The 25,502-nt window shown below is 69.2% G+C and carries 23 protein-coding genes and 1 tRNA gene; 8 read left to right on the top strand and 16 right to left on the bottom strand.

Features of this window, described 5'->3' with window-relative positions; all coding sequences use genetic code 11:
- Positions 1 to 3: 3 nt before the first annotated feature.
- The 7 genes from rpoN to D3869_RS19975 form a co-directional block, all read right to left on the bottom strand.
- On the bottom strand, positions 4 to 1,581 hold the full coding sequence (gene rpoN / locus D3869_RS20005; protein WP_137141591.1) for an RNA polymerase factor sigma-54: 1,578 nt from the start codon (positions 1,579 to 1,581) through the stop codon (positions 4 to 6).
- A 16-nt stretch (positions 1,582 to 1,597) separates the two neighbouring features.
- Positions 1,598 to 2,422, bottom strand: a complete 825-nt coding sequence (gene lptB / locus D3869_RS20000) for an LPS export ABC transporter ATP-binding protein (protein WP_175426532.1) — start codon at positions 2,420 to 2,422, stop codon at positions 1,598 to 1,600.
- A gap of 19 nt (positions 2,423 to 2,441) precedes the next feature.
- On the bottom strand, positions 2,442 to 3,353 hold the full coding sequence (locus D3869_RS19995) for an LptA/OstA family protein (RefSeq protein ID WP_247895801.1): 912 nt from the start codon (positions 3,351 to 3,353) through the stop codon (positions 2,442 to 2,444).
- The gene (gene lptC, locus D3869_RS19990; RefSeq protein WP_137141590.1) at positions 3,350 to 4,087 is read right to left on the bottom strand and encodes an LPS export ABC transporter periplasmic protein LptC; all 738 of its coding nucleotides are present in this window, start codon (positions 4,085 to 4,087) and stop codon (positions 3,350 to 3,352) included. The genes D3869_RS19995 and lptC overlap by 4 nt, the downstream gene beginning before the upstream one ends.
- A 26-nt stretch (positions 4,088 to 4,113) precedes the next feature.
- Positions 4,114 to 5,142 (bottom strand): KpsF/GutQ family sugar-phosphate isomerase, encoded by a 1,029-nt coding sequence (locus tag D3869_RS19985; protein WP_137141589.1) that lies wholly within the window; start codon positions 5,140 to 5,142, stop codon positions 4,114 to 4,116.
- Positions 5,143 to 5,342: 200 nt separating this feature from the next.
- A complete protein-coding gene (locus tag D3869_RS19980; protein ID WP_137141588.1) occupies positions 5,343 to 5,969 on the bottom strand; it encodes a ribonuclease D in 627 nt (208 codons plus the stop codon).
- A gap of 123 nt (positions 5,970 to 6,092) precedes the next feature.
- Positions 6,093 to 6,179 (bottom strand) — tRNA-Leu (locus D3869_RS19975).
- 228 nt (positions 6,180 to 6,407) lie between these two features.
- Here D3869_RS19975 and D3869_RS19970 point away from each other — a divergent pair.
- Positions 6,408 to 7,397, top strand: a complete 990-nt coding sequence (locus D3869_RS19970; protein ID WP_137141587.1) for a complex I NDUFA9 subunit family protein — start codon at positions 6,408 to 6,410, stop codon at positions 7,395 to 7,397.
- Positions 7,398 to 7,569: 172 nt separating this feature from the next.
- Entirely contained in the window at positions 7,570 to 8,745 is a 1,176-nt protein-coding gene (locus D3869_RS19965; RefSeq protein WP_137141586.1) for an MFS transporter, read from the top strand.
- Between the two features lie 34 nt (positions 8,746 to 8,779).
- On the opposite strand, the gene D3869_RS19960 is transcribed toward D3869_RS19965, so the two are convergent.
- Complete coding sequence (locus tag D3869_RS19960) at positions 8,780 to 9,580, bottom strand: undecaprenyl-diphosphate phosphatase (protein WP_137141585.1); 801 nt, start codon at positions 9,578 to 9,580, stop codon at positions 8,780 to 8,782.
- 392 nt (positions 9,581 to 9,972) lie between these two features.
- On the opposite strand from D3869_RS19960, the gene D3869_RS19955 reads away from it, so the two are divergent.
- The 5 genes from D3869_RS19955 (at position 9,973) to D3869_RS33155 (ending at position 17,834) form a co-directional block, all read left to right on the top strand.
- Positions 9,973 to 11,421 (top strand): NAD(P)-dependent oxidoreductase, encoded by a 1,449-nt coding sequence (locus tag D3869_RS19955; RefSeq protein WP_137141584.1) that lies wholly within the window; start codon positions 9,973 to 9,975, stop codon positions 11,419 to 11,421.
- A gap of 134 nt (positions 11,422 to 11,555) precedes the next feature.
- Entirely contained in the window at positions 11,556 to 16,103 is a 4,548-nt protein-coding gene (gltB, locus tag D3869_RS19950; RefSeq protein ID WP_137141583.1) for a glutamate synthase large subunit, read from the top strand.
- Between the two features lie 187 nt (positions 16,104 to 16,290).
- On the top strand, positions 16,291 to 16,746 hold the full coding sequence (locus tag D3869_RS19945) for a GNAT family N-acetyltransferase (RefSeq protein WP_137141582.1): 456 nt from the start codon (positions 16,291 to 16,293) through the stop codon (positions 16,744 to 16,746).
- Between the two features lie 101 nt (positions 16,747 to 16,847).
- Positions 16,848 to 17,516, top strand: a complete 669-nt coding sequence (locus D3869_RS19940) for a glutathione S-transferase family protein (RefSeq protein ID WP_137141581.1) — start codon at positions 16,848 to 16,850, stop codon at positions 17,514 to 17,516.
- Between the two features lie 147 nt (positions 17,517 to 17,663).
- Positions 17,664 to 17,834 carry a hypothetical protein gene (locus D3869_RS33155; RefSeq protein WP_014198041.1) on the top strand — a complete coding sequence of 57 codons (171 nt, stop codon included), beginning with the start codon at positions 17,664 to 17,666 and terminating at the stop codon, positions 17,832 to 17,834.
- 36 nt (positions 17,835 to 17,870) lie between these two features.
- On the opposite strand, the gene chrA is transcribed toward D3869_RS33155, so the two are convergent.
- From chrA to D3869_RS19920, 4 genes are all read right to left on the bottom strand, one after another.
- The gene (gene chrA / locus D3869_RS19935) at positions 17,871 to 19,262 is read right to left on the bottom strand and encodes a chromate efflux transporter (RefSeq protein WP_137141580.1); all 1,392 of its coding nucleotides are present in this window, start codon (positions 19,260 to 19,262) and stop codon (positions 17,871 to 17,873) included.
- Between the two features lie 92 nt (positions 19,263 to 19,354).
- Positions 19,355 to 20,728, bottom strand: coding sequence for a sensor histidine kinase (locus tag D3869_RS19930; RefSeq protein ID WP_137141579.1), 1,374 nt, complete (start codon positions 20,726 to 20,728; stop codon positions 19,355 to 19,357).
- Positions 20,725 to 21,384: a response regulator gene (locus D3869_RS19925; RefSeq protein WP_137141578.1), complete on the bottom strand. Its 660-nt coding sequence runs from the start codon at positions 21,382 to 21,384 to the stop codon at positions 20,725 to 20,727. The genes D3869_RS19930 and D3869_RS19925 overlap by 4 nt, the downstream gene beginning before the upstream one ends.
- 5 nt (positions 21,385 to 21,389) lie before the next feature.
- Positions 21,390 to 21,731 carry a PepSY domain-containing protein gene (locus tag D3869_RS19920; protein ID WP_137141577.1) on the bottom strand — a complete coding sequence of 114 codons (342 nt, stop codon included), beginning with the start codon at positions 21,729 to 21,731 and terminating at the stop codon, positions 21,390 to 21,392.
- 148 nt (positions 21,732 to 21,879) lie between these two features.
- Between D3869_RS19920 and D3869_RS19915 the strand changes: the two genes are divergently transcribed.
- Positions 21,880 to 22,086, top strand: coding sequence for a DUF6494 family protein (locus tag D3869_RS19915; RefSeq protein WP_109069165.1), 207 nt, complete (start codon positions 21,880 to 21,882; stop codon positions 22,084 to 22,086).
- Positions 22,087 to 22,207: 121 nt separating this feature from the next.
- On the opposite strand, the gene D3869_RS19910 is transcribed toward D3869_RS19915, so the two are convergent.
- Genes D3869_RS19910 through D3869_RS19895 form a run of 4 tightly spaced genes read right to left on the bottom strand, consistent with a single transcriptional unit; the run spans position 22,208 to position 25,494 of the window.
- Positions 22,208 to 22,975 (bottom strand): 3-oxoacyl-ACP reductase, encoded by a 768-nt coding sequence (locus D3869_RS19910; RefSeq protein ID WP_137141576.1) that lies wholly within the window; start codon positions 22,973 to 22,975, stop codon positions 22,208 to 22,210.
- A 17-nt stretch (positions 22,976 to 22,992) separates the two neighbouring features.
- Positions 22,993 to 23,970, bottom strand: a complete 978-nt coding sequence (locus D3869_RS19905; RefSeq protein WP_137141575.1) for an ABC transporter substrate-binding protein — start codon at positions 23,968 to 23,970, stop codon at positions 22,993 to 22,995.
- A 7-nt stretch (positions 23,971 to 23,977) separates the two neighbouring features.
- On the bottom strand, positions 23,978 to 24,724 hold the full coding sequence (locus D3869_RS19900; RefSeq protein WP_137141574.1) for an ABC transporter permease: 747 nt from the start codon (positions 24,722 to 24,724) through the stop codon (positions 23,978 to 23,980).
- Entirely contained in the window at positions 24,724 to 25,494 is a 771-nt protein-coding gene (locus tag D3869_RS19895) for an ABC transporter ATP-binding protein (protein WP_137141573.1), read from the bottom strand. The genes D3869_RS19900 and D3869_RS19895 overlap by 1 nt, the downstream gene beginning before the upstream one ends.
- Positions 25,495 to 25,502 lie beyond the last annotated feature (8 nt).

Here is a 25,502-nt window from a genome sequence, read left to right as displayed (position 1 = left end):
CGGTTACATGCGTGACATCTTGGCACGGCGTCGCTGCACCGATGACGGAATGCGCATCGCTTCACGATACTTCGCGACCGTCCGGCGCGCAATGTCGATCCCTTCCCCACGAAGGATTTCGACGATTTTATCATCCGACAGCACGTCGTCCGGCTTCTCGGCGTCGATCATCGCCTTGATGCGGTAGCGCACGGCTTCCGCCGAGTGGGCCGCCTGCCCGTCGGCCCCCTGGATGGCGGAGGTGAAGAAATATTTCAGCTCGAACACGCCGCGCGGCGTCGCCATGAACTTGTTGGTTGTGACACGGCTGACCGTGCTCTCGTGCATGCCGATCGCCTCGGCGATGTCGCGCAGGATCAGCGGCTTCAAATGCGAGACGCCGTGGATGAAGAAGGCGTCCTGCTGCCGGATGATCTCGCTGGCCACCTTCAAAATGGTGGTGGCGCGCTGGTGCAGCGACTTGACCAGCCAGTTGGCCGACTGGAAGCGCTCGGTGATGTATTCCTTGTCCGCCTTGTTGCGGGCGGTGCCGGAGATGCGCGCGAAATAGCGGTGGTTGACCAGAACCCGCGGCAAGGTGTCCGGGTTCAGGTCGATCAGCCAGCCCCCGCCGGGGTTGGCGCGCATCAGGATGTCGGGGGTGACCAGCTGGGCGGGCGTGTGGTCGAAGCTGAGCGCCGGCTTGGGGTTCAGCTTGCGGATCTCCGCCACCATGTCGGCGACGTCCTCGGCGTCCACGCCGCAGACCTTCATCAGCGCCGGCAGATTGCGCGCCGCCAGCAGCTCCAGATGGTCGAGCAGCGCTTCCATCGCCGGGTCGAAGCGGTTCTTCTCGCGCAGCTGGATCGCCAGACATTCCTTCAGCGACCGCGCGAAGATGCCCGGCGGGTCGAAGCGCTGGCAGGCGGCGAGCACGCGCTCCACCCGCTCCGGCGCGCAGCCGAGCTGCCCCGCGAGGCTCTCCACCTCCAGCCCGGTGATCCAGCCGGCCTCGTCCAGCAGGTCGATCAGCGCCAGACCGATGAGCTGGTCGCCGAGGTCCGGCAGGTCGATCTTCAGCTGCTCGGTCAGATGGTCGCGCAGGCTCTTCTGGCCGGTCAGGGTCGCTTCCAGGTTGGACTCGTCGTCCTCGAAGCCGCCGCGCCCGCCGCGCTCCTGCCAGGAGCCATAGACGTCGTTGGAGCCGTCCGTCCCGTCGGAGAAACGGTCGTCGGAATAGACATTCTCGAAATCGGTGTCGAGCGGCGCGTCGGAGGCCGATCCCATCGTCTCCGACGCCGTCATCTCCACCGTGTCGCGGGTGCGCCCGTCGGTCATCGGCGGCTGGCGCTCCTCCGGCCCGGCGAGGTCCACCGCTCCGGGCTCGCCCCCGCCGTCACCGGCACCGTCGCCCCCGGACTCGCCGCCGCCCTCGCCGGGGCCGCTGTCGCGCTCCAGCAGGGGGTTCTGCTCGATCTCGCGGTCCACGAAGTCCGACAGTTCGATGTTCGACAGCTGCAGCAGCTTGATGGCCTGCTGCAGCTGCGGAGTCATCACCAGGGACTGGGTCTGACGAAGATCGAGGCGTTGGCTGAGCGCCATGGGCAGGGAAACCGCACTAGAGGCTGAACCGGTCGCCGAGGTAGACCCGGCGCACGTCCTCGTGCGCCACGATCTCGGCCGGCTCTCCCTCCATTAGTACCACACCATCGTGCAAGATGTATGCCCGATCGACGAGGTCGAGCGTTTCACGCACGTTGTGGTCGGTGATGAGCACGCCGATGCCGCGGTCGCGCAGGTGGCTGACCAGTTCGCGGATGTCGTTCACCGCGATCGGGTCGATGCCGGCCAGCGGCTCGTCGAGCAGGATGAAGTGCGGCTGGGAGGCCAGCGCGCGGGCGATCTCGACGCGCCGCCGCTCGCCGCCCGACAGCGCCAGCGCCGGGGCCCGGCGCAGGTGGGTGATCGAGAACTCCGCCAGCAGCTCGTCCAGCATCTGCTCGCGGGTGTCGCGGTTGGGCTCCACCACCTCCAGCACGGAGCGGATGTTGTTCTCCACCGACATGCCGCGGAAGATCGACGCCTCCTGCGGCAGATAGCCGATGCCCAGCCGCGCCCGGCGGTACATCGGCAGCGCCGTGATGTCCTGTCCGTCGAGCAGGATGGTGCCGGAGTCGGCGGCGATCAGCCCGGTGATCATGTAGAAGCAGGTCGTCTTGCCCGCCCCGTTGGGGCCGAGCAGGCCGACCGCCTCGCCGCGCTGGACCGTCACGGTCACGTCGCGGACCACCGGACGCTTCTTGTAGGCCTTGCCCAGATGCAGGGCCACCAGCCCTTCGGTCGGGCGCACGTCGGTGGCGGGATGACCCGCCGGGTGACCCGACGCGTTCGGGGCGGAAAGGGTCGGACCGCCGAGGTTCCGGTCTTCGATGTCCATGGCCATTGATTCGCTGCCGGGTCCGTCAGGGCTTCGCGGCGGGCGTGCCGCCCGTCTGCGCGGTGGGCTTGGCGCCCGTCGGCGCGGTGGACCGGCCGCCGGGGGCCCCCGGCTCCTGTCCGGGAATCAGAAGGCCCATCACCCGGCCGCCGGTGGCGGGGCCGGCGATCACCCGGTTGACCTTGGTCTTCATGTTCATCTCGGCGGCGTCGCCGTTGAGCTGGTTGTCGTTGCGGGTGATCTTGACGTTGCCGAGCAGCACCGCCGTCTCGTCGGCCACCGAATAGACCAGCTTGTCCGACAGCGCCACGTCGGTCGCGGTGGTCACCACCACACTGCCCGCGCCGTCGATGCGCTCCATCTGGGTCGAGCCGTCCGGCATTTTCTTCAGCTGGCCGATCAGGATGTCGGCGCGCAGCCGGTCGCCGTTGGCGATGCGCACGGCCACCGCGTCGCCGCGGGCCACCGTCAGGTTCTTCGCCTCGTAATATTCCAGCGTGTCGCGCGCCGTCACGATGTCGGTGCGGGTGACCAGCTTAAGGTTGCGCCCGGTGACCACCGCCACCTGCTTGTCCACGTCGTAGACGCCGCGTTCGCCGAAAACCTCCTGGGTCGGGCTGACGATGCGCACGTTGCCCTCGGCCAGGAGCTGGAACACCTCGTTCCCCTTGCCCGGCACCTCGCGGTAGTAGGCGGTCAGCACGTCGGCGTAGACGGTGCTGTCGGCGCGCTTGGCCGAGGCGTTGCCGCGCGCCACATAGGCGCGCACGTCCTGGTGCCACTCGATGGCCTTATCGGCGTTGACCTCGACCGGGTTGGGGCCGCCGCCGAGGCCGGGCAGCCCCTGGGCCGCCGCCGGGGCGGACATCCCCGACAGCAGGAGGAACGCGGCCAGCAGCGGGGCCGCAAGGGTGGCTGCAGGTGTGGCTGCACTCAACGCGTCTTTCCTCCCGGGCTTTCGGCGGCCTGGACGTCGGCCTTGGACTGGTTCAGGAACACCATCGTCTTGCCACGGTCGGACAGGCGGAAGCCCTCGGCGTTGATCACGCCCTGCGGCCCCTGGCCCACGACATGGACATCGCCCCAGGCGGTGCCCTTGCGGATGTCGGATTCCGCTTCCTCGGTGGTGAATTCGTTGCCGTCGTCGCGCATGACGCGGACATGGCCGCGCATCTTCAGGATGCCGGTGACCTGGTTGTACCAGCCCTTGTCGGAGCGGATGGTCACCCAGGTGCCGTCGGTCTGGGTCATCTCGGCCTCCGGCTGGTCGAGCAGGACGATGTCCGGCTGGTCGGCGATCCGGTCGGCCTTGGCCGCGACCAGCGAGAAGGGCTGGTTGTCCTCGTCGACCGCAATGTAGCGCGGCTTGATCATCTCAAGCTGGCCCTTGTCGGCGGAAATGCGCAGGGTCGGCAGCTCGGTCAGCGAGGGCCAGACGGCGATCAGCGCCATCACGGCCAGCGCCAGCGCCGGCAGCGCGAACTTCATTCCGGTGACGAAACGGCTGTAGACGCGGCTGACCGGGCGGATCTCCCGGCGCCGGTGGACGCGCTTGGCCGCCTCGCCCTCCGGCTCCGCTCCCGGCATGGCCATGAGCTGAGCCGCGAGGGAAGGCGCATCCGCGCGCCGCTCCTGCGTGTTCACCGTCCGATCCTTCAGGTCGCTGTCCATGGCGTCAACCGTCCTCCGGCTGCCCGTCACGCCGCCCCGGCGCGCAGGCAATCGTGAATGTGCACAACACCGAGCGGCCGGTCCGCTTCCACCACGAACAGGCTGGTGATCTGCTTCGCGTTCATTTCCCGCAGCGCCTCCTCGACCAGCGCCTTGGGGCGGATCGTCTTGGGGCGCGGCGACATGATGCTGTCGGCGCGCTCGGCCCACAGCTCCGGCGTCAGGTGGCGGCGGAGGTCGCCGTCCGTGATGACCCCGGCCAGAGCGCCGGTGGCATCGACCACGCCGACGCAGCCCAGCCGCTTGGCCGTCATCTCGAATATGACGGTGGAAAGCGGCGTATCCAAGGCGCACAGCGGCATATCCTCGCCCTTGTGCATCACGTCGGTCACCTTCAGCAGCGCCCGGCCGAGCTGGCCACCGGGATGGAACTGCTTGAAGTCCGCCGCCGTGAAGCCGCGCCGTTCCAACAGCGCCACCGCCAGGGCGTCGCCCAGCGCCAGCATCATCGTGCTCGAGGTGGTCGGCGCCAGCCCCAGCGGACAGGCCTCCGGCGCCGGCGGCAGCACCAGCGCCACGTCCGACTGCTCCGCCAGGGAGGAGCCGGCGCGCCGGGTGATGCCGATCAGCGGAATGTCGAAGCGGCGGGTGTAGGCGACGATGTCCGACAGCTCGTGCGTCTCGCCGGAATTGGACAGGGCGATCACCGCGTCCTGGCGGGCGATCATGCCGAGGTCGCCGTGGCTCGCCTCGCCGGGATGGACGAAGAAGGCCGGCGTGCCGGTGGAGGCCAGGGTCGCGGCGATCTTGCGCGCCACATGGCCGGATTTGCCCATGCCGGAGACGACGACGCGCCCGGCGATGCCGGCCAGCCGGTCCAGGGCGCGCACGAAGGCGCCGTCCAGCCCGTCCGCCAGCGCGGTCAGGGCCTCGGCCTCCATCCGCAGGACGCGCCGGGCGCTCGCGATGTCGCGGTCGGCCGCGGCGTCCGGCGGGACGTCGGCCGGGCGATCGATCAGGCTGGGTGCCAGGCTGGATGCGGTCAGGCTCGTCAAGGCGGTGCTTGCCTCTTCTGGTTGGCCCATGGGGCCGAGAAAGGGTACTCCGGCTGGCGGCGCGCGTATCCGCGACAACGGGTCAGCCGCCGCGCGGGCAGTATGCCCACCCGCGCGCGTCCGGTCAAATCAACGTCCGGAGGGCTTGACCTATTCCACCGGGGCTCATGTCCCGGCGCCGGCCGTCAACGCGAACGGCCTCAATGCGACAGAATGTCCGGCTGCTCCCAGCCGCCGAGGTCAAGCTCGCCGCGGGCCGGCAGGAAGTCGAAGCAGGCCTTGGCGAGATGGGTCCGCCCCTCGCGCGCCAGCATGACGTCGAGCTTCTCCTTGAGGTCGTGCAGGTGCAGCACGTCGGAGGCGGCGTATTTCATCTGCTCCGGGGTCAGCTCCGCGGCGCCCCAGTCGGAGGACTGCTGCTGCTTGGACAGCTCCACCCCCAGCAGGTCCTTCACCAGATCCTTCAGCCCGTGCTTGTCGGTGAAGGTGCGGACCAGCTTGGACGCGACCTTGGTGCAGTAGACCGGCTGGCAGACGACGCCGAGATAGGCCCGCATCACCGCCACGTCGAAGCGGGCGAAGTGGAACAGCTTGGTGACGTCGGGGTCGGCGAGCAGGCGCTTCAGGTTCGGCGCGTCGTATTCGCCCTTGCGGAACTGGACCAGATGGACCGTGCCGTCGCCGGGGGAGAGCTGGACCAGGCACAGCCGGTCGCGGTGGGGGTTCAGCCCCATGGTCTCGGTGTCGATGGCGACGGCGCCGCCGCGGGCGAGGGACTTCAGGTCGAGACCGTCCGGCAGGTCGCCGTCATGAAGGTCGATGGGCATTGGGTGGCTTCCCGCTCAATAGGACGGCCCCCGGCCACGGACCCCAGAAACGACGAACGCCGCTCTGCTACCTGTCCGTCCCGCTGGGGGAGGCTCGTAGCATGCGGCGCAGCCGGGTAGATATGGTGCCCAGGAGAAGACTCGAACTTCCACGACATTTCTGCCACAGGTACCTGAAACCTGCGCGTCTACCAATTCCGCCACCTGGGCTCGGTGTGGGCCGCTTATGTAGCCGTCCGGCGGAGACCCGTCAACAGCTTTTTTTCACTTTCGCGCGGAAAGCGCCGCCGGGCGCGAAATGGGCCGCGGGCGGCGCGGCAGGCCCTAGCCTCCTCCGGGAGGTTTCTATATAAGCAACCCCCGATCCGGTCGCCCCGCCCCGCCGGCGGGCGGCCCGGAGGGAAGAATTTGCGGGCCCAACGGCACGGGAGAAGGTCGATGTCCTATCGCTCTGAAGTGGTCACGGTGTTCGGCGGTTCGGGATTCGTCGGCCGCCATCTCATTCGTCGCCTCGCCAAGACCGGCGCCATCGTGCGCGTGGTGTCGCGCCATCCGAACAAGGCCAACTTCCTGAAGACCGCCGGCTCGGTCGGGCAGATCGTGCCGATGGCCGCCGACGTGAAGGACGACCAGTCGGTCGCGCGGGCCATCCAGGGTGCGGACACCGTCATCAACCTGATCGGCACGCTGTACGAGCGCGGGGCCTGGAATTTCCAGACCGTGCATGTCGACGCCCCCGCCCGCATCGCCCGCATCGCCAAGGCCAGCGGCGTGCGCCGCCTGGTCCATGTCTCGGCCATCGGCGCCGACGCCAAGTCGGCCTCGGCCTACGCCAAGTCCAAGGCGGCGGGCGAGCAGGCGGTGGCGCAGGCCTTCCCCGGCGCCACCATCATCCGCCCGAGCATCGTCTTCGGGCCGGAGGACGGCTTCTTCAACAAGTTCGCCGCCATGGCGCAGGTCTCCCCGGCGCTGCCGCTGATCGGCGGGGCGACGAAGTTCCAGCCGGTCTATGTCGGCGATCTGGCCGACGCCATCGCCGCCGCGGCGACGCTGGACTCGGCGGCCGGCCGGACCTTCGAGCTGGGCGGCCCGCGCGTCTACAGCTTCAAGGAGCTGATGCAGCTCATGCTGCGGGAGATCCGCCGCAAGCGTTTCCTCGTGCCGATTCCCTGGAACATCGCGGAGACGCTGGGCGGCCTGCTGGAAAAGGCGCCGCCCATCGTCGCCCCGCCGCTGACCCGCGATCAGGTGGAGATGCTGAAGACCGACAACGTCGCCGCCGCCGGCGCGCCGGGCTTCAAGGATCTGGGCATCACCAACCTGTCGAGCTGCGAGGTGGTCCTGCCGACCTACCTGTCGCGCTTCATCGTCGGGGGCCGCTCCAACACGATGCCGCGCGACGCCGGCAACCATTCCGGCGCGCACTGAGTCCTCGGTTCCACACCATCGAAATGAGAGCCCCGGCCTGCCGCCGGGGCTTTCGCCGTTTTGGGTTCCGACCGCCCTCGCAAGGGTGCCCTGCGGCGCGCGGCCTTGATTCCCGCGCCGTCCTGCCGCATCTGGCCCCTTCATCGGGGCGACGGAAGGGACGTGGAAAGTCATGCAGGCCGCAACGCAGGATTTCACCATACGGGAATTCGCCGACCGCGCCCCGGGCGCCCGGCTGGCCTCCCTGGCGGCCTTCTTCGTCAACGGCTCGGTCTTCGGCGTCTGGGCCACCCAGATCCCGGCGATCAAGGATCATCTGGACCTCAGCCCCGGCGTGCTCGGCGTCGCCCTGCTCTGCCTCGCCGCCGGGGCGCTGACCGCGATGATCGGCACCGGCGCCCTGCTCGGCCGCGTCGGCAGCGCCCCGGTGATCCGGATCACCGCCCTGTTCTTCGCCCTGATCCTGCCGCTGCCGGCGCTGATGCCGGACCTGCTGGCGCTGTGCGCGGTGCTGTTCCTGTTCGGGGCGGCGGGCGGCACCATGGACGTGGCGATGAACGCCCACGGCGCCCTGGTGGAACGCCATCTCGGGCAGCCCATCATGTCGTCGCTGCACGGCATGTGGAGCCTGGGCGGCCTGTTCGGCGCCGGGGCGGGCGGTCTGCTGCTGCAGATCCTGCCGCCGCCGGTCCAGGCCTCGATCCTCGCGGCGGCGCTTCTGCTCCTGTTCTTCGCGCTGCACCGCCGCTTCCTGCCCGGCAGCGCCGACCAGCAGGCGGAGCCGTCGGGCCTCGCCCTGCCCGACCGCGGCACGCTGCTGCTGGGGGCGCTGACCTTCCTGGCCTTCATGAGCGAGGGCGCGATCCTGGACTGGAGCGCCGTCTATCTGCGCGAGGATCTGGGGGGGGCGGCGTCGATCGCGGCGCTGGGCTTCGCCGTCTTTTCCGGCGCTATGGCGGTGGGCCGCTTCTGCGGCGACCGGCTGCGCCAGCGGTTCGGCGGGCCGCTGCTGGTCCGGGCGGGCGCCGTGCTGGCCTTCGCCGGGCTGGCCGTCGCGCTGACCGGCGGCGGGCCGGTGGTGGCGGTCGCCGGCTTCGGGCTGACCGGCCTCGGCCTGTCGAACGTGGTGCCGGTGCTGTTCAGCGCCGCCGGGGCCAAGGCGGAGGGGGAAGCCGGCCAGGCCATCGCCGCGGTGGCGACCCTCGGCTACGCCGGCGTGCTGACCGGCCCGGCCCTGCTCGGCTTCGTGGCGGAGGCCAGCACGGTGGGCTTTTCCTTCGCCCTGGTCGCCGCGTTGGCCCTGGTCATCGCCGCGGCCTCCTCGCGCGCCGTCGCCCGGCAGGGCTGAGGCGCGCAGGAAGCCAACTTTTACAGCCGGCTCTTTACAGATAGAGGAACGCCAGCATCCCCGACCCGATGGCGATGCGGTACCAGGCGAAGGGCGCGAAGCCGTAGCGCCCGACAAAGTCCACCAGCACCTTGACCACCAGCGCCGCCGCGAGGAAGGCGGTGACGAAGCCGACCCCGATCAGCAGCGCGGAGTCGACGGTCATCAGGCTCCAGTTCTTGTAGAGGTCGTAGACCGTGGCCCCGGCCATGGTCGGGATCGCCAGGAAGAAGGAGAATTCCGCGGCGGTCCGCCGGTCCACCCCCATCAGCAGCGAGCCGAGGATCGTGGCGCCCGAGCGCGACACCCCCGGCACCAGCGCCAGGCACTGGCACAGCCCGATCTTCAGGGCGAGCGGCGCCGGGAAGCGCTCGATCTGGTGATAGCGCGGGACCGGCACCAGCCGCTCCGCCATCAGGATCGCGACGCCGCCCAGGATCAGCGCGACGCTGACCACCGTCGGGTTGAACAGCACCGCCTTGATGACGCCGTGCAGCGCCGCCCCCAGCACCATCGCCGGCAGGAAGGCCAGGATCACCGCCATAGCGAAGTGGCGGGCGCCCGGATCGTCCTTCAACCCGGTGACCACCTTCCACAGCCGGGCGAAATAGACCGTGCAGATCGCCAGGATCGCACCGAGCTGGATCACGACCTCGAACACCTTGCCCGGAGGGCCTTCGAAGCCCAGCAGGGTGTCGAAAATGATCAGGTGGCCGGTGGACGAGACCGGCAGGAATTCGGTCAGCCCTTCGATCAGGCCGAGCAGAGCGGCATCCAGATATTGGTCGATCAACATGCGGCGCGGGGCCTCTGACAAGATTGCGGGGGGCAATGTCCGGCTTATAGCAGCGCAACATGGCGAAGGCGACGACCCATGGGGCGATACCCCGAATTGAGCGATAGTCCCGGATCGGACCTAATTTTCTTGCTTGTTTTTCAGGCACTCCGGCCGCTCCCGGAGGCGTCCGCGACATCGAGTCACGGTTTGGTCAACTATGCTGTCCTAACGGTGAAAATATGCTCGCGCGGCGCCTTCTCTTGCGGTATATGACGTTCAGACCGCGTGACCGCGGGCTTTCGTTTTCACTGCGGCCACGCCCCTCGCCATGCCCCACCGGCACGAAGAAGGGTCTCCCGGCCGCCGGCGCCGTCCCCATGCACGGGACACGGGAAGAAGGAGCAGGCGTTATGGCGAACCAGAGGATGTTGGGCTTCGTGCACACCGCGCAGCGGATGCCCGACAAACGCCCGGCCACGGAGCGCCGCCAGGATTTCGCCGAGATCTACGCCCGCTTCAGCGACGAGCGCGCCAACGAGCAGGCCAACCGCTGCTCGCAGTGCGGCGTTCCCTTCTGCCAGGTGCACTGCCCGGTCTCCAACAACATTCCCGACTGGCTGAAGCTGACCTCCGAGGGCCGGCTGGAGGAGGCTTACGAGGTCTCCCAGGCCACCAACAACTTCCCGGAGATCTGCGGCCGCATCTGCCCGCAGGACCGCCTGTGCGAGGGCAACTGCGTCATCGAGCAGTCCACCCACGGCGCCGTCACCATCGGGTCGGTCGAGAAGTACATCAACGACACCGCCTGGGATCAGGGCTGGGTGAAGCCGCGCAAGCCGTCCCGTGAGCTGGGCGTCTCGGTCGGCGTCATCGGCGCCGGTCCCGCCGGCCTCGCCGCCGCCGAGGAGCTGCGCGCCAAGGGCTACGAGGTGCACGTCTACGACCGCTACGACCGCATGGGCGGCCTGCTGGTCTACGGCATCCCCGGCTTCAAGCTGGAGAAGTCGGTGGTCGAGCGCCGCGTGCAGCTTCTGGCCGACGCCGGGGTGATCTACCACCCGAACTTCGAGGTGGGCCGCGACGCCTCCCTGCCGGAGCTGCGCCGCAAGCACGTCGCCGTCCTGGTCGCCACCGGCGTCTACAAGGCGCGCGACATCAAGGCGCCGGGTTCGGGCCTGGGCAACATCGTGGCGGCGCTGGACTATCTGACCACCTCCAACAAGGTCAGCCTGGGCGACAAAGTGGAGGCGTACGAGAACGGCTCCCTGAACGCCGCGGGCAAGCATGTGGTGGTTCTGGGCGGCGGCGACACCGCCATGGACTGCGTGCGCACGGCCATCCGCCAGGGCGCCACGTCGGTCAAGTGTCTGTACCGCCGAGACCGCAAGAACATGCCGGGCTCGCAGCGCGAGGTCGCCCACGCCGAGGAAGAGGGCGTGGAATTCATCTGGCAGGCCGCCCCGGAAGGCTTCACCGGCGACACGGTGGTGACCGGCGTGCGCGCCGTGCGCATCCATCTGGGCGTCGCCGACGCCACCGGCCGCCAGACTCCGCAGGTGATCGAGGGGTCGGAGTTCACCGTCCAGGCCGATCTGGTCATCAAGGCGCTCGGCTTCGAGCCGGAGGACCTGCCCGCCCTGTTCGGCGAGACGGAGCTGAAGGTCACCCGCTGGGGCACGCTGCTGGTCGACCACCGCAGCAAGATGACCAACCTGGAGGGCGTCTTCGCCGCCGGCGACATCGTGCGCGGCGCCTCGCTGGTGGTGTGGGCCATCCGCGACGGCCGCGACGCGGCGGAGGGCATCCACGCCTACGCCAAGGCGAAGGCCGAAGCGCCGGTCGCCGTCGCGGCCGAATAAGCCGCCGCCGGACAGCGGGCTGAATAAGCCAAGCAATCCATAATTCCGCGGGTTCCAGGGGTCCATTTCGGCCCTTGGCGGGGGTGAAGGGGCGAAGTCCCCTTTCCGAACAGACTGATTGAAAGGGTCCACCGATGACCACCGAGTTGAACCAGGGTGAGCAGTTCGTCGCCGACTTCCGCGCCAACGCCGCGGCGCTGACCACTGCCAACGCCTACAACCCGGAGGATGAGCACGACGCCTGCGGCGTCGGCTTCATCGCCGCGATCGACGGCAAGCCCCGCCGCTCGGTGGTCGAGAAAGGCATCGAGGCGCTGAAGGCCGTCTGGCACCGCGGCGCCGTGGACGCCGACGGCAAGACGGGCGACGGTGCCGGCATCCACGTCGCCGTGCCGCAGAAGTTCTTCAAGGACCATGTGAAGGTCATCGGCCACCGCGCGCCGGACAACAAGCTGGCCGTCGGCCAGGTCTTCCTGCCGCGCATCAGCCTGGACGCGCAGGAAGCCTGCCGCTGCATCGTCGAGACCGAGATCCTGGCCTTCGGCTACTACATCTATGGCTGGCGCCAGGTGCCGATCAACGTCGACATCATCGGCGAGAAGGCCAACGCGACCCGTCCGGAGATCGAGCAGATCATCGTCGGCAACAACAAGGGCGTGTCCGACGAGCAGTTCGAACTCGACCTCTACATCATCCGCCGCCGCATCGAGAAGGCGGTGAAGGGTGAGCAGATCAACGACTTCTACATCTGCTCGCTGTCCGCCCGCTCGATCATCTACAAGGGCATGTTCCTGGCGGAGCAGCTGACCACCTTCTACCCGGACCTGCTGGACGAGCGCTTCGAGTCCGACTTCGCCATCTACCACCAGCGCTATTCGACCAACACCTTCCCGACTTGGCCGCTGGCCCAGCCCTTCCGCATGCTCGCCCACAACGGCGAGATCAACACGGTCAAGGGCAACGTCAACTGGATGAAGGCGCACGAGACCCGGATGGAGCATCCGGCCTTCGGCACCCACATGCAGGACCTGAAGCCGGTGATCGGCGTCGGCCTGTCGGACTCCGGCTCGCTCGACACCGTGTTCGAGGTGATGGTCCGCGCCGGCCGCACGGCCCCGATGGTCAAGATGATGCTGGTGCCGCAGGCGCTGACCAGCTCGCAGACCACGCCGGACAACCACAAGGCGCTGATCCAGTACTGCAACTCCGTCATGGAGCCGTGGGACGGCCCGGCGGCGCTGGCCATGACCGACGGCCGCTGGGTCGTCGGCGGCATGGACCGCAACGGCCTGCGCCCGATGCGCTACACGATCACCACCGACGGCCTGATCATCGGCGGGTCCGAGACGGGCATGGTGAAGATCGACGAGACCCAGGTCATCGAGAAGGGCCGCCTCGGCCCGGGCGAGATGATCGCCGTCGACCTGCAGTCCGGCAAGCTCTACCGCGACCGCGAGCTGAAGGACCATCTCGCCACGCTGAAGCCGTGGGACAAGTGGGTGCAGAACACCACCCATCTGGACGAGCTGGTCAAGACCGCCTCGCTCAAGGGCGAGCCGTCGGACATGGACAAGGCCGAGCTGCGCCGCCGCCAGCAGGCCTTCGGCCTGACCATGGAAGACATGGAGCTGATCCTGCACCCGATGGTGGAGGACGGGAAGGAGGCCATCGGCTCGATGGGCGACGACAGCCCCATCGCCGTGCTGTCCGACAAGTACCGCGGCCTGCACCACTTCTTCCGCCAGAACTTCTCCCAGGTCACCAACCCGCCCATCGACAGCTTGCGTGAGCGCCGGGTGATGAGCCTGAAGACGCGGCTCGGCAACCTCGGCAACATCCTGGACGAGGACGAGACGCAGACCCGCCTGCTGCAGCTCGAATCGCCGGTCCTGACGACCGCCGAGTTCCGCGCCATGCGCGACTACATGGGCGACACGGCCGCCGAGATCGACGCGACCTTCCCGGTCGACGGCGGTCCCGACGCGCTGCGCGACGCGCTGCGCCGCATCCGCCAGGAGGCGGAGGACGCGGTGCGCGGCGGCGCCACCCACGTCATCCTGACCGACGAGGCGATGGGCCCGGCGCGCGCCGCCATCCCGGCGATCCTCGCCACCGGTGCGGTGCACACGCACCTGATCCGCTCCAACCTGCGCACCTTCACCTCGCTGAACGTGCGAACGGCGGAGGGGCTGGACACCCACTACTTCGCCGTGCTGATCGGCGTCGGCGCCACCACGGTCAACGCCTATCTGGCGCAGGAGGCCATCGCCGAGCGTCACCGCCGCGGCCTGTTCGGCTCCATGCCGCTGGAAAAGGGCATGGCCAACTACAAGAAGGCCATCGACGACGGCCTGCTGAAGATCATGTCCAAGATGGGCATCTCGGTCATCAGCAGCTACCGCGGCGGCGGCAACTTCGAGGCCATCGGCCTGTCGCGCGCGCTGGTCGCCGAGCATTTCCCGGCGATGGTCAGCCGCATCTCCGGCATCGGCCTGAACGGCATCCAGAAGAAGGTGCTGGAGCAGCACGCCACCGCCTACAACGAGGAGGTCGTGGCCCTGCCGGTCGGCGGCTTCTACCGCTTCCGCAAGTCGGGCGACCGCCACGGCTGGGAAGGCGGCGTGATCCACACGCTGCAGCAGGCGGTGACCAACGACAGCTACACCACCTTCAAGAAGTACAGCGAGCAGGTGAACAAGCGCCCGCCGATGCAGCTCCGCGACCTGCTGGAGTTGCGCTCCACCAAGGCCCCGGTGCCGGTGGACGAGGTGGAGAGCATCACCGCGATCCGCAAGCGCTTCATCACGCCGGGCATGTCCATGGGCGCCCTGTCGCCCGAGGCGCACGGCACGCTGAACGTCGCCATGAACCGCATCGGCGCCAAGTCCGACTCGGGTGAGGGCGGCGAGGATCCGGCGCGCTTCCGTCCGGACAAGAACGGCGACAACTGGAACAGCGCCATCAAGCAGGTGGCGTCGGGCCGCTTCGGCGTCACCGCCGAGTACCTGAACCAGTGCCGCGAGCTGGAGATCAAGGTCGCCCAGGGCGCCAAGCCCGGCGAGGGCGGCCAGCTCCCCGGCTTCAAGGTGACCGAGATGATCGCGCGGCTGCGTCACTCGACGCCGGGCGTGATGCTCATCAGCCCGCCGCCGCACCACGACATCTACTCGATCGAGGATCTCGCCCAGCTCATCTATGACCTGAAGCAGATCAATCCGGATGCGAAAGTGACGGTGAAGCTGGTCAGCCGTTCCGGTATCGGAACGATTGCCGCGGGTGTGGCGAAGGCCAACGCCGACATCATCCTGATCTCCGGCAACAGCGGCGGTACGGGCGCTTCCCCGCAGACCTCGATCAAGTTCGCCGGCCTGCCCTGGGAGATGGGCCTGTCGGAGGTGCATCAGGTCCTGACGCTGAACCGCCTGCGCCACCGCGTGCGGCTGCGCACCGACGGCGGCCTGAAGACCGGCCGCGACATCGTGATCGCCGCGATGCTGGGCGCGGAGGAGTTCGGCATCGGCACGGCCAGCCTGATCGCCATGGGCTGCATCATGGTCCGCCAGTGCCACAGCAACACCTGCCCGGTCGGCGTCTGCGTGCAGGACGACAAGCTGCGCCAGAAGTTCGTCGGCACGCCGGAGAAGGTCGTCAACCTCTTCACCTTCCTGGCGGAAGAGGTGCGCGAGATCCTGGCCGGCCTGGGCTTCCGCTCGCTGAACGAGGTGATCGGCCGCACCGACCTGCTCCATCAGGTCAGCCGCGGCGCCGAGCATCTCGACGACCTCGACCTGAACCCGCTGCTGGCCCAGGTCGATCCCGGCGAGAACGCCCGCTACTGCACGCTGCAGGGCCGCAACGAGGTGCCGGACACGCTGGACGCCCGCATCGTCGCCGACGCCCGCCCGCTGTTCGAGGAGGGCGAGAAGATGCAGCTCGCCTACAACGCCCGCAACACGCAGCGCGCCATCGGCACGCGGCTGTCCTCGATGGTGACGCGCAAGTTCGGGATGTTCGGGCTGCAGCCCGGCCACATCACCATCCGCCTGCGCGGCACCGCCGGCCAGTCGCTGGGCGCCTTCGCGGTGCAGGGCATCAAGCTGGAGGTGATGGGCGACGCCAACGACTATGTCGGCAAGGGCCTGTCGGGCGGCACCATCGTCGTCCGTCCGACGACCTCCAGCCCGCTGGAGACCAACAAGAACACGATCATCGGCAACACGGTCCTCTACGGCGCGACGGCGGGCAAGCTGTTCGCCGCGGGCCAGGCCGGCGAGCGGTTCGCCGTCCGCAACTCCGGCGCCACCGTGGTGGTCGAGGGCTGCGGCTCCAACGGCTGCGAGTACATGACGGGCGGCACGGCGGTCATCCTCGGCCGCGTCGGCGACAACTTCGCCGCCGGCATGACGGGCGGCATGGCCTATGTCTACGACCTGGACGACAGCCTGCCGCTCTACATCAACGATGAGAGCGTGATCTTCCAGCGCATCGAGGTCGGCCATTACGAAAGCCAGCTCAAGCACCTGATCGAGGAGCATGTGACGGAGACGCAGAGCCGCTTCGCCGCCGAGATCCTCAATGATTGGGCGCGTGAGGTGACCAAGTTCTGGCAGGTGGTTCCGAAGGAAATGCTCAACCGCCTGGAAGTGCCGGTCCATCTGCCGAAGGCCATTTCCGCGGAGTAAAACCCACGGAGTAAATCTCAGGTCGATTGCGCATATGCGAAACGGCGGTCCGGTGCAACCGGGCCGCCGTTTTTCACGTCGGCGTCGCCATGGCCGTCCTTTTCAGGGCGCCGGTTCTTGGAATAATCTGGTGCGGAATGGGTTGTTAGGACCGCCTGGGGCATCCGCAACCACATGGGAGGGCGTCATGCCGGCAGAGGACGGCTTGCGCATCGACATTCGCTTCGCCACGGCGGCCGACGGGCCGCGCTGCGCCGACATCTTCCTGCATGGGCGCCGCGCCGCCTTTTCCTGGCAACCCGAGGACCGGTTCGGCCTGGACGACTATTACGACTGCGTGGATGGGGAAGAGGTGCTGGTGGCGGAAGTCGGCGGCGCCGTGGTCGGCTTCATCTCCGTCGATGTGGCGGACCGCTTCATCCACAACCTGTTCATCGCCCCGCTGTGGCGCGGGCGGGGCATCGGCAGCGCGCTGCTGCGCGAGGCGCTGACCCTGCTGCGCGGCTCCGCCGAACTGGCCTGCGCCTCGCGCAACGCGGCGGCCCGCGCCTTCTACGAGCACAACGGCTGGACCCCGGTTCCCGCAACCGAAAGCGGAGGGGATGCGGAACCCCTGGTGGTCTACCGCAAATCCGCCCTTTGACACCCTCTCGGCACGGTTAATCCATAAGCCGAAGGAGCGGCGTCACAGGCCAAAGCGCAGACTGTTTTCCACGCTCCCCATACGCTACAGTCCGGCCCGGCATGCGGACACTCCATCACCACCCCCTCCATCCCTTGTCCCGCGTCGCGCGGGTGATGCTGGCCGAGAAGGGTCTTCCCTTCGACTCGGTCATCGAGAAGCCGTGGGAACGGCGCGAGGATTTCCTGATGCTGAATCCCGCCGGCGAGCCGCCGGTGCTGGTGGAGGAGGACGGAACCGTCGTGGCCGGCGGGCTGCCTGTGCTGGAGTATCTGGAGGAGGCCTATCCCGACGTGGCCCTGATGCCGCGGGAGGTGGCGGCCCGCGCCGAGGTGCGCCGGATCGTCGATTGGTTCACCCGGACCTTCGACCGCGAGGTGACCGAGAATCTGGTCGGCGAGAAGCTGATCAAGCGGCTGTCCGGCCAGGGTCACCCCTACGCCCCGGCGATCCGCGCCGGGCTGGCGAACATCCAGTACCACATGGAATACATCGCCTTCCTGTCGGAGCGCCGCCCCTGGCTGGCCGGCTCCAGCTTCACGGTGGCCGACATCGCGGCGGCGGCGGCGCTGTCCTGCGTCGATTACGTGGACAACGTGCCGTGGGACAAGGTGCCGGAGGCCAAGGACTGGTACGCCCGCATCAAGTCGCGCCCCAGCTTCCGCGGCCTGCTGTCCGACAGCATCCCCGGTTGCCCGCCCCCCCGCCATTACGCCGACCTGGATTTCTGAATTCCCCCACGATCTCTGCGGGAAAATTCCGGATCCGGCTCTCGCCGCCCGATCTGTCCGACCGGGATAGGCCCCGCCAAAGGAGGGAACCCCATCCGTACCGGTCTGTTTCGCTTTGGTTGCAGAATGGCTGAGGAGGACGGGGGCATGGCCCAACACGACTACGTGCGTCACACGCTCGATTGCCTGGAGGAGGCGCAAGCGGCCCTGCGGCTTGCCCAACGCAAGGGCCAGATCGCGCCGGAGGACGAGGACCAGCTGTCCCGCCGCCTCGAAGGAATCACCGAACGCATCGCCCAGGTTCAGGAGATGCATTGAGCCGGGCCCGGCGCGGTCTGCGGCGACCCCGTCGCCTCAGGCCACCCCCGCCATGCGCAGCGCCACGCCGGCCAGCGCGCAGGCGCCCAGGGTGGGCAGCATCCCCGCCTTGAAGCGGAACACCGCCAGCACCGCCGCCACGGTCAGCGCCAGGGCGGGCAGGTTGACGCTGGCGAGAACGGGCAGGTCCAGCCTCATCCCGGCGACGGACACCGGTTCCAGGCGGGCGAACAGCGTGTGCAGGGCGAACCACAGCGCCAGATTAAGGACCACCCCGACCACCGCGGCGGTGATCGCCGACAGGGCGGAGCCGAGCATCCGGTTGCCGCGCAGCGCCTCCACATAGGGCGCGCCGAGGAAGATCCACAGGAAACAGGGCACGAAGGTGACCCAGGTGGTCAGCAGCCCGCCCAGCACCCCGGCCAGCAGCGGCGGCAGCGCCCCCGGATCGCGCAGCGCGCCGAGGAAGCCGACGAACTGCACCACCATGATCAGCGGCCCCGGCGTCGTCTCCGCCATGCCCAGCCCATCGAGCATCTCGCCGGGACGGAGCCAGCCGTAGGTCTCCACCGCTTGCTGCGCCACATAGGCCAGCACGGCGTAGGCGCCCCCGAAGGTCACCACCGCCATCTTGGAGAAGAAGACGGCGATGCCGGTGAAGGTGTTGTCCGGCCCCAGAGTCAGCAGTAGCGCCAGCACCGGCCCCAGCCACAGGGCGAGGCACACCGCCCCGACCCGCAGCGACCAAGCGGTGGAGGGGCGCGCGTGGTCCGGCGTGTCCTCGCCCAGAAGGCTGCTCCCGCGCGTGGACGCAGCCGCCCCGTGCGGCATCGGCCGGAAGGCGGAGACGCCCAGCCGCGCCCCACCCAGCCCGATCAGGGCGGCGGTCAGGATGATCAGCGGGAACGGGACGTTGAAGGCGAAGATCGCCAGGAAGGCCGCCGCCGACAGGGCGACCATCGCCCCGTTCTTCAGCGTGCGCCGCCCGACGCGGACCACCGCCTCCAGCACCACCGCGAGGACCGCCGCCTTCAGCCCGAAGAACAGCCCCTGCACCGGCCCGGTGTTTCCCAGGGTGGCGTAAAGCAGGCTGAGCGCCATGATGGCCAGGGCGCCGGGCAGGACGAACAGAACGCCGGCGATCAGCCCGCCCACCGTCCGGTGCATCAGCCAGCCGATGTAGACGGCCAGCTGCTGCGCCTCCGGCCCCGGCAGCAGCATGCAGTAGTTCAGGGCGTGGAGGAACCGCTCCTCCCCGATCCATTTCTTCTCGTCCACCACCACGCGGTGCATCATGGCGATCTGGCCGGCCGGGCCGCCGAAGCTCAGCGCCGCGATCCGCGCCCAGACCCGCGTGGCCTCGCCGAGGCTCACCCCGTGGCCGGCGGTGTCCACACCGGGTGCGTTGGCGCTGTCCGCCTGGGTCATGCGTCGTCTCCGGAGCACGCGAAGGGGCCCCATTCAGACCACAAGGGACGGTCGGCCGCCAGCGCGGAGATGTGACGGAAGTCTTGCGCCGGTCAGGACGGCGGCGTCGCCGGCAGCACCAGCTCCACCCGCAGGCCGCCGAGCGGCGACTCGCCCAGCCGCAGGTCGCCGCCGTAGAGCCGCGCCACGTCGCGCACGACGGCGAGGCCGAGGCCGCTGCCCGGCGTGCTTTCGTCCAGCCGCACGCCGGGGGCCAGCACGGCGTCGCGCCGGTCGGCGGGCAGGCCCGGCCCGTCGTCCTCGACCACCACCGCCAGCATGCCGCCCGCCTCCAGCCGCGACGCGACCTCCACCCGCGACCCCGCCCACGTCATGGCGTTGTCCAGCAGGTTGCCCAGCATCTCGTCGAGGTCCTCGCGCTCCCCGGCGAAGACATGCTCGCGCGGGACGCGGACGGTGACCGTCACACGTCCTCCACCCTGGCCTCCGCCCCGGCCCCCACCCTGAAGCTTCTCCAAGACCCGTGCCAGCGCCCCGGCGCTGTCGGCCACCGGGGTGGCGACGCCGGGCAGGCCGCGGGCGGCGGCGGCGCGGGCGCGGGCCATGTGATGGTCGATGTGGCGGCGCATTTCCGCCACCCGCCGGACGGCCGCCTCCCCCTCCGCCTCGTTCGCCAGGACGGCGAGGTTGGTCTTCAGCGCGTGGGCGAGGTTCCCGGCCTGGAGCCGCGCCCGCACCACGACCTCCTCCGAATGGTCCAGCAGGGCGTTCAGATCGTCGAGCAGCGGCTGCACCTCGCGCGGGGAGTCGCCGCCGAAGCGCTTCCGGCGCCCGGCCCGCACCGCGGCCAGCTCGGCGCGCAGCCGCACCAGCGGGCGCAGCCCCACCGACACCTGGACCACCGCCGCGGCGATCAGCGCCAGCGCCAGCGCCCCCAGCGACAGCCAGAGCACCCGGTTGAAATCCGCCACCACCGCCCGCAGTTCCGCCTCGTCCTGCGCCACCGCCATGCGCATGGGCGCCGTCCCGTTGGGGAGGGTCACGGCGCGCTCCAGCACCGACAATTGGCGCCCGGCGGGCCCGACGACGCTGTGGCGGTGGATGTCGCCGTCGGCAACCTCGTCCGGCGGCAGGGCCAGCGCCTCGTCCCACAGGGAGCGGGAGCGCAGGGCGGGCGCATTCCCCGGCCCGACCTGCCAGTAGAGCCCCGACAGCGGCCGGCGGAAGCGCGGGTCGCTGAGCGGCTGGCGCAGCACCGGCGCGCCGTCCGCTCCCAGCTCGGTCAGCGCGGCGAGCTGGTCGAGATGGTTGGTCAGCTCCGCCTCGAAGCGGCGGGCCACATGGTCGCGGAACAGCCCGGACAGCACCAGCCCGGCCAGAGCCAAGGCCAGCGCGATCCACACCGCCGCCCCGGCCAGCAGGCGGAAGCGCAGCGACCCGGTCAGCCGCCGCCCACCCCCGCTCACGGCGCCTCCAGCTTGTAGCCGAGCCCTCGAACCGTCTTGATCAGGTCGGCGCCCAGCTTGCGGCGCAGACGGCCGACGAAGACCTCGATGGTGTTGGAATCGCGGTCGAAATCCTGGGCGTAGATGTGCTCGGTCAGCTCCGTGCGCGAGACGAGCTGGCCCTTGCGGTGCATCAGGTAATCGAGCACGCGAAACTCGTGCCCGGTCAAATCCACCGTCTGCCCATTCAGCGTGACCCGGCCCGAGCGGGTGTCCAGCACCACCCCGCCGCAGGCGATCTCCGCCGAGGCGTGGCCCTTGGAGCGGCGGATCAGCGCGCGGATGCGGGCCAGCAGCTCCTCCATGCTGAAGGGCTTGGCCAGATAGTCGTCGGCCCCGGCGTCGATGCCCTGAACCTTCTCCGTCCAGGCGCCGCGGGCGGTCAGGATGATGACCGGTGCCGTGATGCCCTGCGCGCGCCAGGAGCGCAGCACCGTCAGCCCGTCCACCCGCGGCAGGCCGAGGTCGAGCACGATGGTGTCGTACGGTTCGGTCTCGCCGAGGAACTGCCCGTCCTCGCCGTCGGCGGCGCGGTCCACCGCGTAGCCCTCGCCCTCCAGCCGTTCGGCGAGCTGCTGGGCGAGCGCCGGATCATCTTCGACGACGAGCAGGCGCATGGCGCTCACCTCTTTCCATGATGGCCGCCCTCGCCTTTCCCGTTGCGCCCGCGCACCCGCAGCAGGTCGCCGGTCGCGGCGTCGTATTTCAGCTTCAGGACGCGGCCTTCGGCGGTGATGGTCTTGATCTCGTAGACGATCTGCCCGTCCTCATCCTCGAACTCGACGTCCAGGATGTCACCGGGGAAATCGGCCTGCGCGCGGGCAACGATGGCCTCCAGCGGCAGCGCCCGGCCCGACCGGAACGCCTCCCGCGCCCGCTCGTGGTCGCGGTCGTCATCCGCGCCCGCCGGCAGAGTGGCAGCGAGGAGGATCAGGGACAGCAGGACGGCGCGGGCGGCGATCATGGTCGGAACCGGCGGGCGAAGGGACGCTCCCAGTTAGCACAAAGCCGCCTGAACGGCACCTGAATGGCCCGCATAGAGCGGCAGGGGCGCGGGACAAAGCGTTGCCGCGACGGTTGTCTTCGGGAGCGATCAGAGAGGGAGGAGCATCATGGACCACGACACCTTCAACATGGGCATCCGGAAGTACCTGAAGGTCGTCGGCGTCACCTCGCAGCGCGAGATCGAACGCGCCGTGACCGAAGCGATCGAGGCCGGCAAGCTGAAGGGCAACGAGACGCTCCAGGCCCGCGTCGTGCTGACCATCGAGGGCATCGGGCTGGAACACGAGATCAAGGGGGAGATTGCGTTGGAGTAAGCGTCGGCACCGGTTGCCCCCACCCTCCCGCTTCGCGGGTCCCTCCCTCCCCCGCTGCGCAGGGGAGGGCCAGAATCCCCCTCCCCTGCGCAGCGGGGGAGGGTTGGGGTGGGGGCAAGGGTCACCCCATCACCAACCCGCCATCCACATACAGCACCTGCCCCGTCATGAACCGGCTCCAGCCTGACGCCAGGAACAGCACCGGGCCGGTCACGTCCTCCGGCGTGGCGATGCGGCGCAACGGAGTCTGGGCGACGATGGCGTCCTTCACGTCCTCCTTCGTCGCCCGGCTGGCGTCGGTGGGGTAGACCAGCCCCGGCGCCACGCAGTTGACGCGGATGCCCAGCGGCCCCAGCTCGGCCGCCAGATTGCGGCTGAATCCGACCAGCGCCGCCTTGGCCGTCGTGTAGTCGTGATAGGGCACGGTGGGCCGGGCGACGAGGTCGGTCGCCATGTTCACGATGCTGCCGCCGGGCCGCCGCCGCATCACCGGCAGCACCGCCCGGCAGACGTTGTAGGTGCCGAGCAGCGCCCCGTCCACCTGCCCCCGGTAATCCGCCCAGTCGGTGTCCCAGAACAGCTTGCGCTTCTCCGGGTCGAAGGCGTAGGGGCGGAAGGCGTTGTTGACCACCACGTCGATCTTGCCGAACTCCTCCGCCGTGCGCTCCACCATGCGGTTCACCGCGTCGGCGTCGGTCACGTCGGCCTGGACCGCCCAGGCGTCGCCGCCCGCCTCGCGGCAGGCCGCCGCCACCGCCTCGGCGGCGTCCGCATTCTGGAGGTAGTTGACGGCGACCGCCGCCCCCTCCGCCGCGAAGGCCTTGGCGATGGCCGCACCGATGCCGCGGCTGGCGCCGGTGACGAGGACGGTCTTGTCGCGGAAATCCATGGTGGGCCAAGCCTTCCTTACTCGGGGATCAGGTCGGACTGGACCAGCTTGGCCATGTCGAGGTCCGCCGCGATCAGGCCGAGCTGCTTGAAGGTGTCCGCCCCCTTCTGCATCAGCGCCGGATCGAAGTGGCCGAGGCCCTTCGCCTTGGTCGTCTCCGACACACTGGATTCGTTGCGCAGCTTGATGATGGCGAGGTTGGTGGCCTCGTCACGGCCGTTGATGGCGCGGGTCACGGCGAGGCGGGCGGCTTCCTCCGGCTCGGCGATCATCCAGGCGGCGCTGTCGCGGTAGGCGGCAAGGAAGCGCTTCAGAACGTCCTTCTTCGTGCGGTAGGTCTCCTCCGTCACCACGAAGATGTCGGAGGGCAGGTTGAGCGTGTCCTTGACCTCGATGACGTTGATGTCCTTCAGCCCCTTCTGCATCCCGACATACAGGCCGGTGTCGGTCGCCGCGGTGGCGTCCACCTGACCCTGGATGACGGGGGCGAAGTTCAGCAGGCCGGTCACCTCGATGGTCACGTCGCTCTCGCTCAGCCCCACCTGATGCAGCAGCACCTGGAGGTTCTGGCGGGTGCCGCTGGACAGGCTGTAGACCCCGACGCGCTTGCCTTTGAGATCCTCGGGCTTGGTGATGTTGCGCTCCTTCGGCGACACCACGTTGAAGACGTTCTGCGGGTAGATGTTGTAGATGGCGATCAGCTTCTCGCCCTTGTCGAGTGCCAAGTAGAAGGAGGCCGGGTCGGTGAAGGCCACGTCGGCCTGACCGGTCAGCATGTTCTGGATGGCCGAGCCGCCGCCGGTCCCCGGCACATAGCCGAGATCGATCCCCTTGGCCTTGAAGAAGCCCTTGTCCGGCTCGACCAGCAAGTTGGTGATCTCGCTGATCGGCTGGCTCCAGCCCGCCACGGTCACCTTGTCGAGCGCCAGCGCGGGAGAAGACAGGAGCAGGGCGGAAACGGCGACGGCACCCAGGGTGCGCAGGAACCCGAACATCGTGTGATTATCCTTTCCACGGACGGCGCAGCAGCCACCGCTCAAGCCCGGCGGCGGCCTGATAAACGATCATGCCCAGCACCGTGATGACGATGAACAGGGCGAACATCATGGTCGAATCCATCATCCCCTGCGCCGCGATGATCGAGGCGCCCAGCCCCTGCCGGCCGCCGATGAACTCGCCGACGACGGCGCCGACCAGCGCCAGCACCACGGCGACGCGCAGGCCGGCCAGGATCACCGGCAGGCCGGAGGGAATCTTGAGGCGCAGCAGGGTTTGCAGGCGCGTCGCCCGCAGCATCCGGAACAGCTCCCGCTTGTTGGGATTGACCTGCTGGAGGCCGGTCATGGTGTTTTCCAGCAGCGGGAAGAAGCAGATCAGCGCCGTGATGACGACGGTGGAGGTCATGCCGAAGCCGAACCAGACGATGAACAGCGGCCCCAGCGCCAGCTTCGGCACCACCTGGCTGGCGAGGATGTAGGGGTAGAACAGGCGGCGCAGCACCGGCACCTCGGCCAGCAGCACCCCGGCGAGGAAGCCGATGGTGCAGCCGACGGCGAGGCCCATCGCCATCTCCGCCGTGGTGACCCAGAGATGCGGCAGCAGATAGCCGCCGGCCAGCCCGTCCCACAGCGTGCGCAGCACCGCCGAGGGCAGCGGCACGACCAGCGCCGACACCCCCGCCACCCGGCAATAGACCTCCCACCCCGCCAGGAACAGGACGAGCAGCAGGGCGGAGGCGAGGCGGACCATCACGACGCGCGCTCCAGCGCCACGCCGGAGTCCGCGCCGTCCATGGCGTGGCGCAGCTCCAGGCACAGGGCGTTGAAACGGGGGCTGTAGCGCACGTCGCGCCCGCGCGGGCGGGCCAGCGGCACCGGCAGGGCGTGGCGCAGGTGCCCGCCTTCCATCACCGCCACCCGGTCGGCCAGATAGACCGCCTCCGCGATGTCGTGGGTGACGAACAGGACGGTGGTACGATGCCGGGCGCAAAGCGTCAGCAGGTCGTTCTGCAACTCCTCCCGCGTGATGGCGTCGAGCGCGGCGAAGGGCTCGTCGAGCAGGAGCAGCGGCGGCTCGGTGACCAGCGCGCGGGCCAGCGCGACGCGGCTCTGCTGCCCGCCCGACAGTTGGCTGGGGAAGCGCCCTTCGAGCCCGGACAGGCCGACGAGGTCCAGCAGCTCCTCCGCCTTGCGGCGGTCCGCCGGCTTCGGACGGCGCTTCAGCGACACCGGCAGCAGCAGGTTGTCGAGCACGGTCCGCCAGTCCAGCAGCGTCGGCGCCTGGAAGACGAAGCCGACCTGGGCGCCCGGCCCTTGCACCGGCTGCCCCTGGATGCGGACGGCTCCGGTCGAGGGGGCGAGCAGCCCGGCGATCAGCTTCAGCAGGGTCGTCTTGCCGCAGCCGCTGCGCCCGACCAGCGCGTGGAACTCGCCCTCCCCGATGGTCCAGTCGATGCGGTCCAGGATGGTGCCGCCGCTTGGGACGCTGTAGCCGGCCTGTTCGATGCTGACGAAGCTCATGGGCGGGC

Origin of the sequence: Azospirillum brasilense, from assembly GCF_005222205.1 — a bacterium.
In the GTDB taxonomy this organism is placed as follows: Bacteria; Pseudomonadota; Alphaproteobacteria; order Azospirillales; family Azospirillaceae; genus Azospirillum; species Azospirillum brasilense_G.
This window is presented reverse-complemented; position numbering and strand designations above follow the sequence as displayed.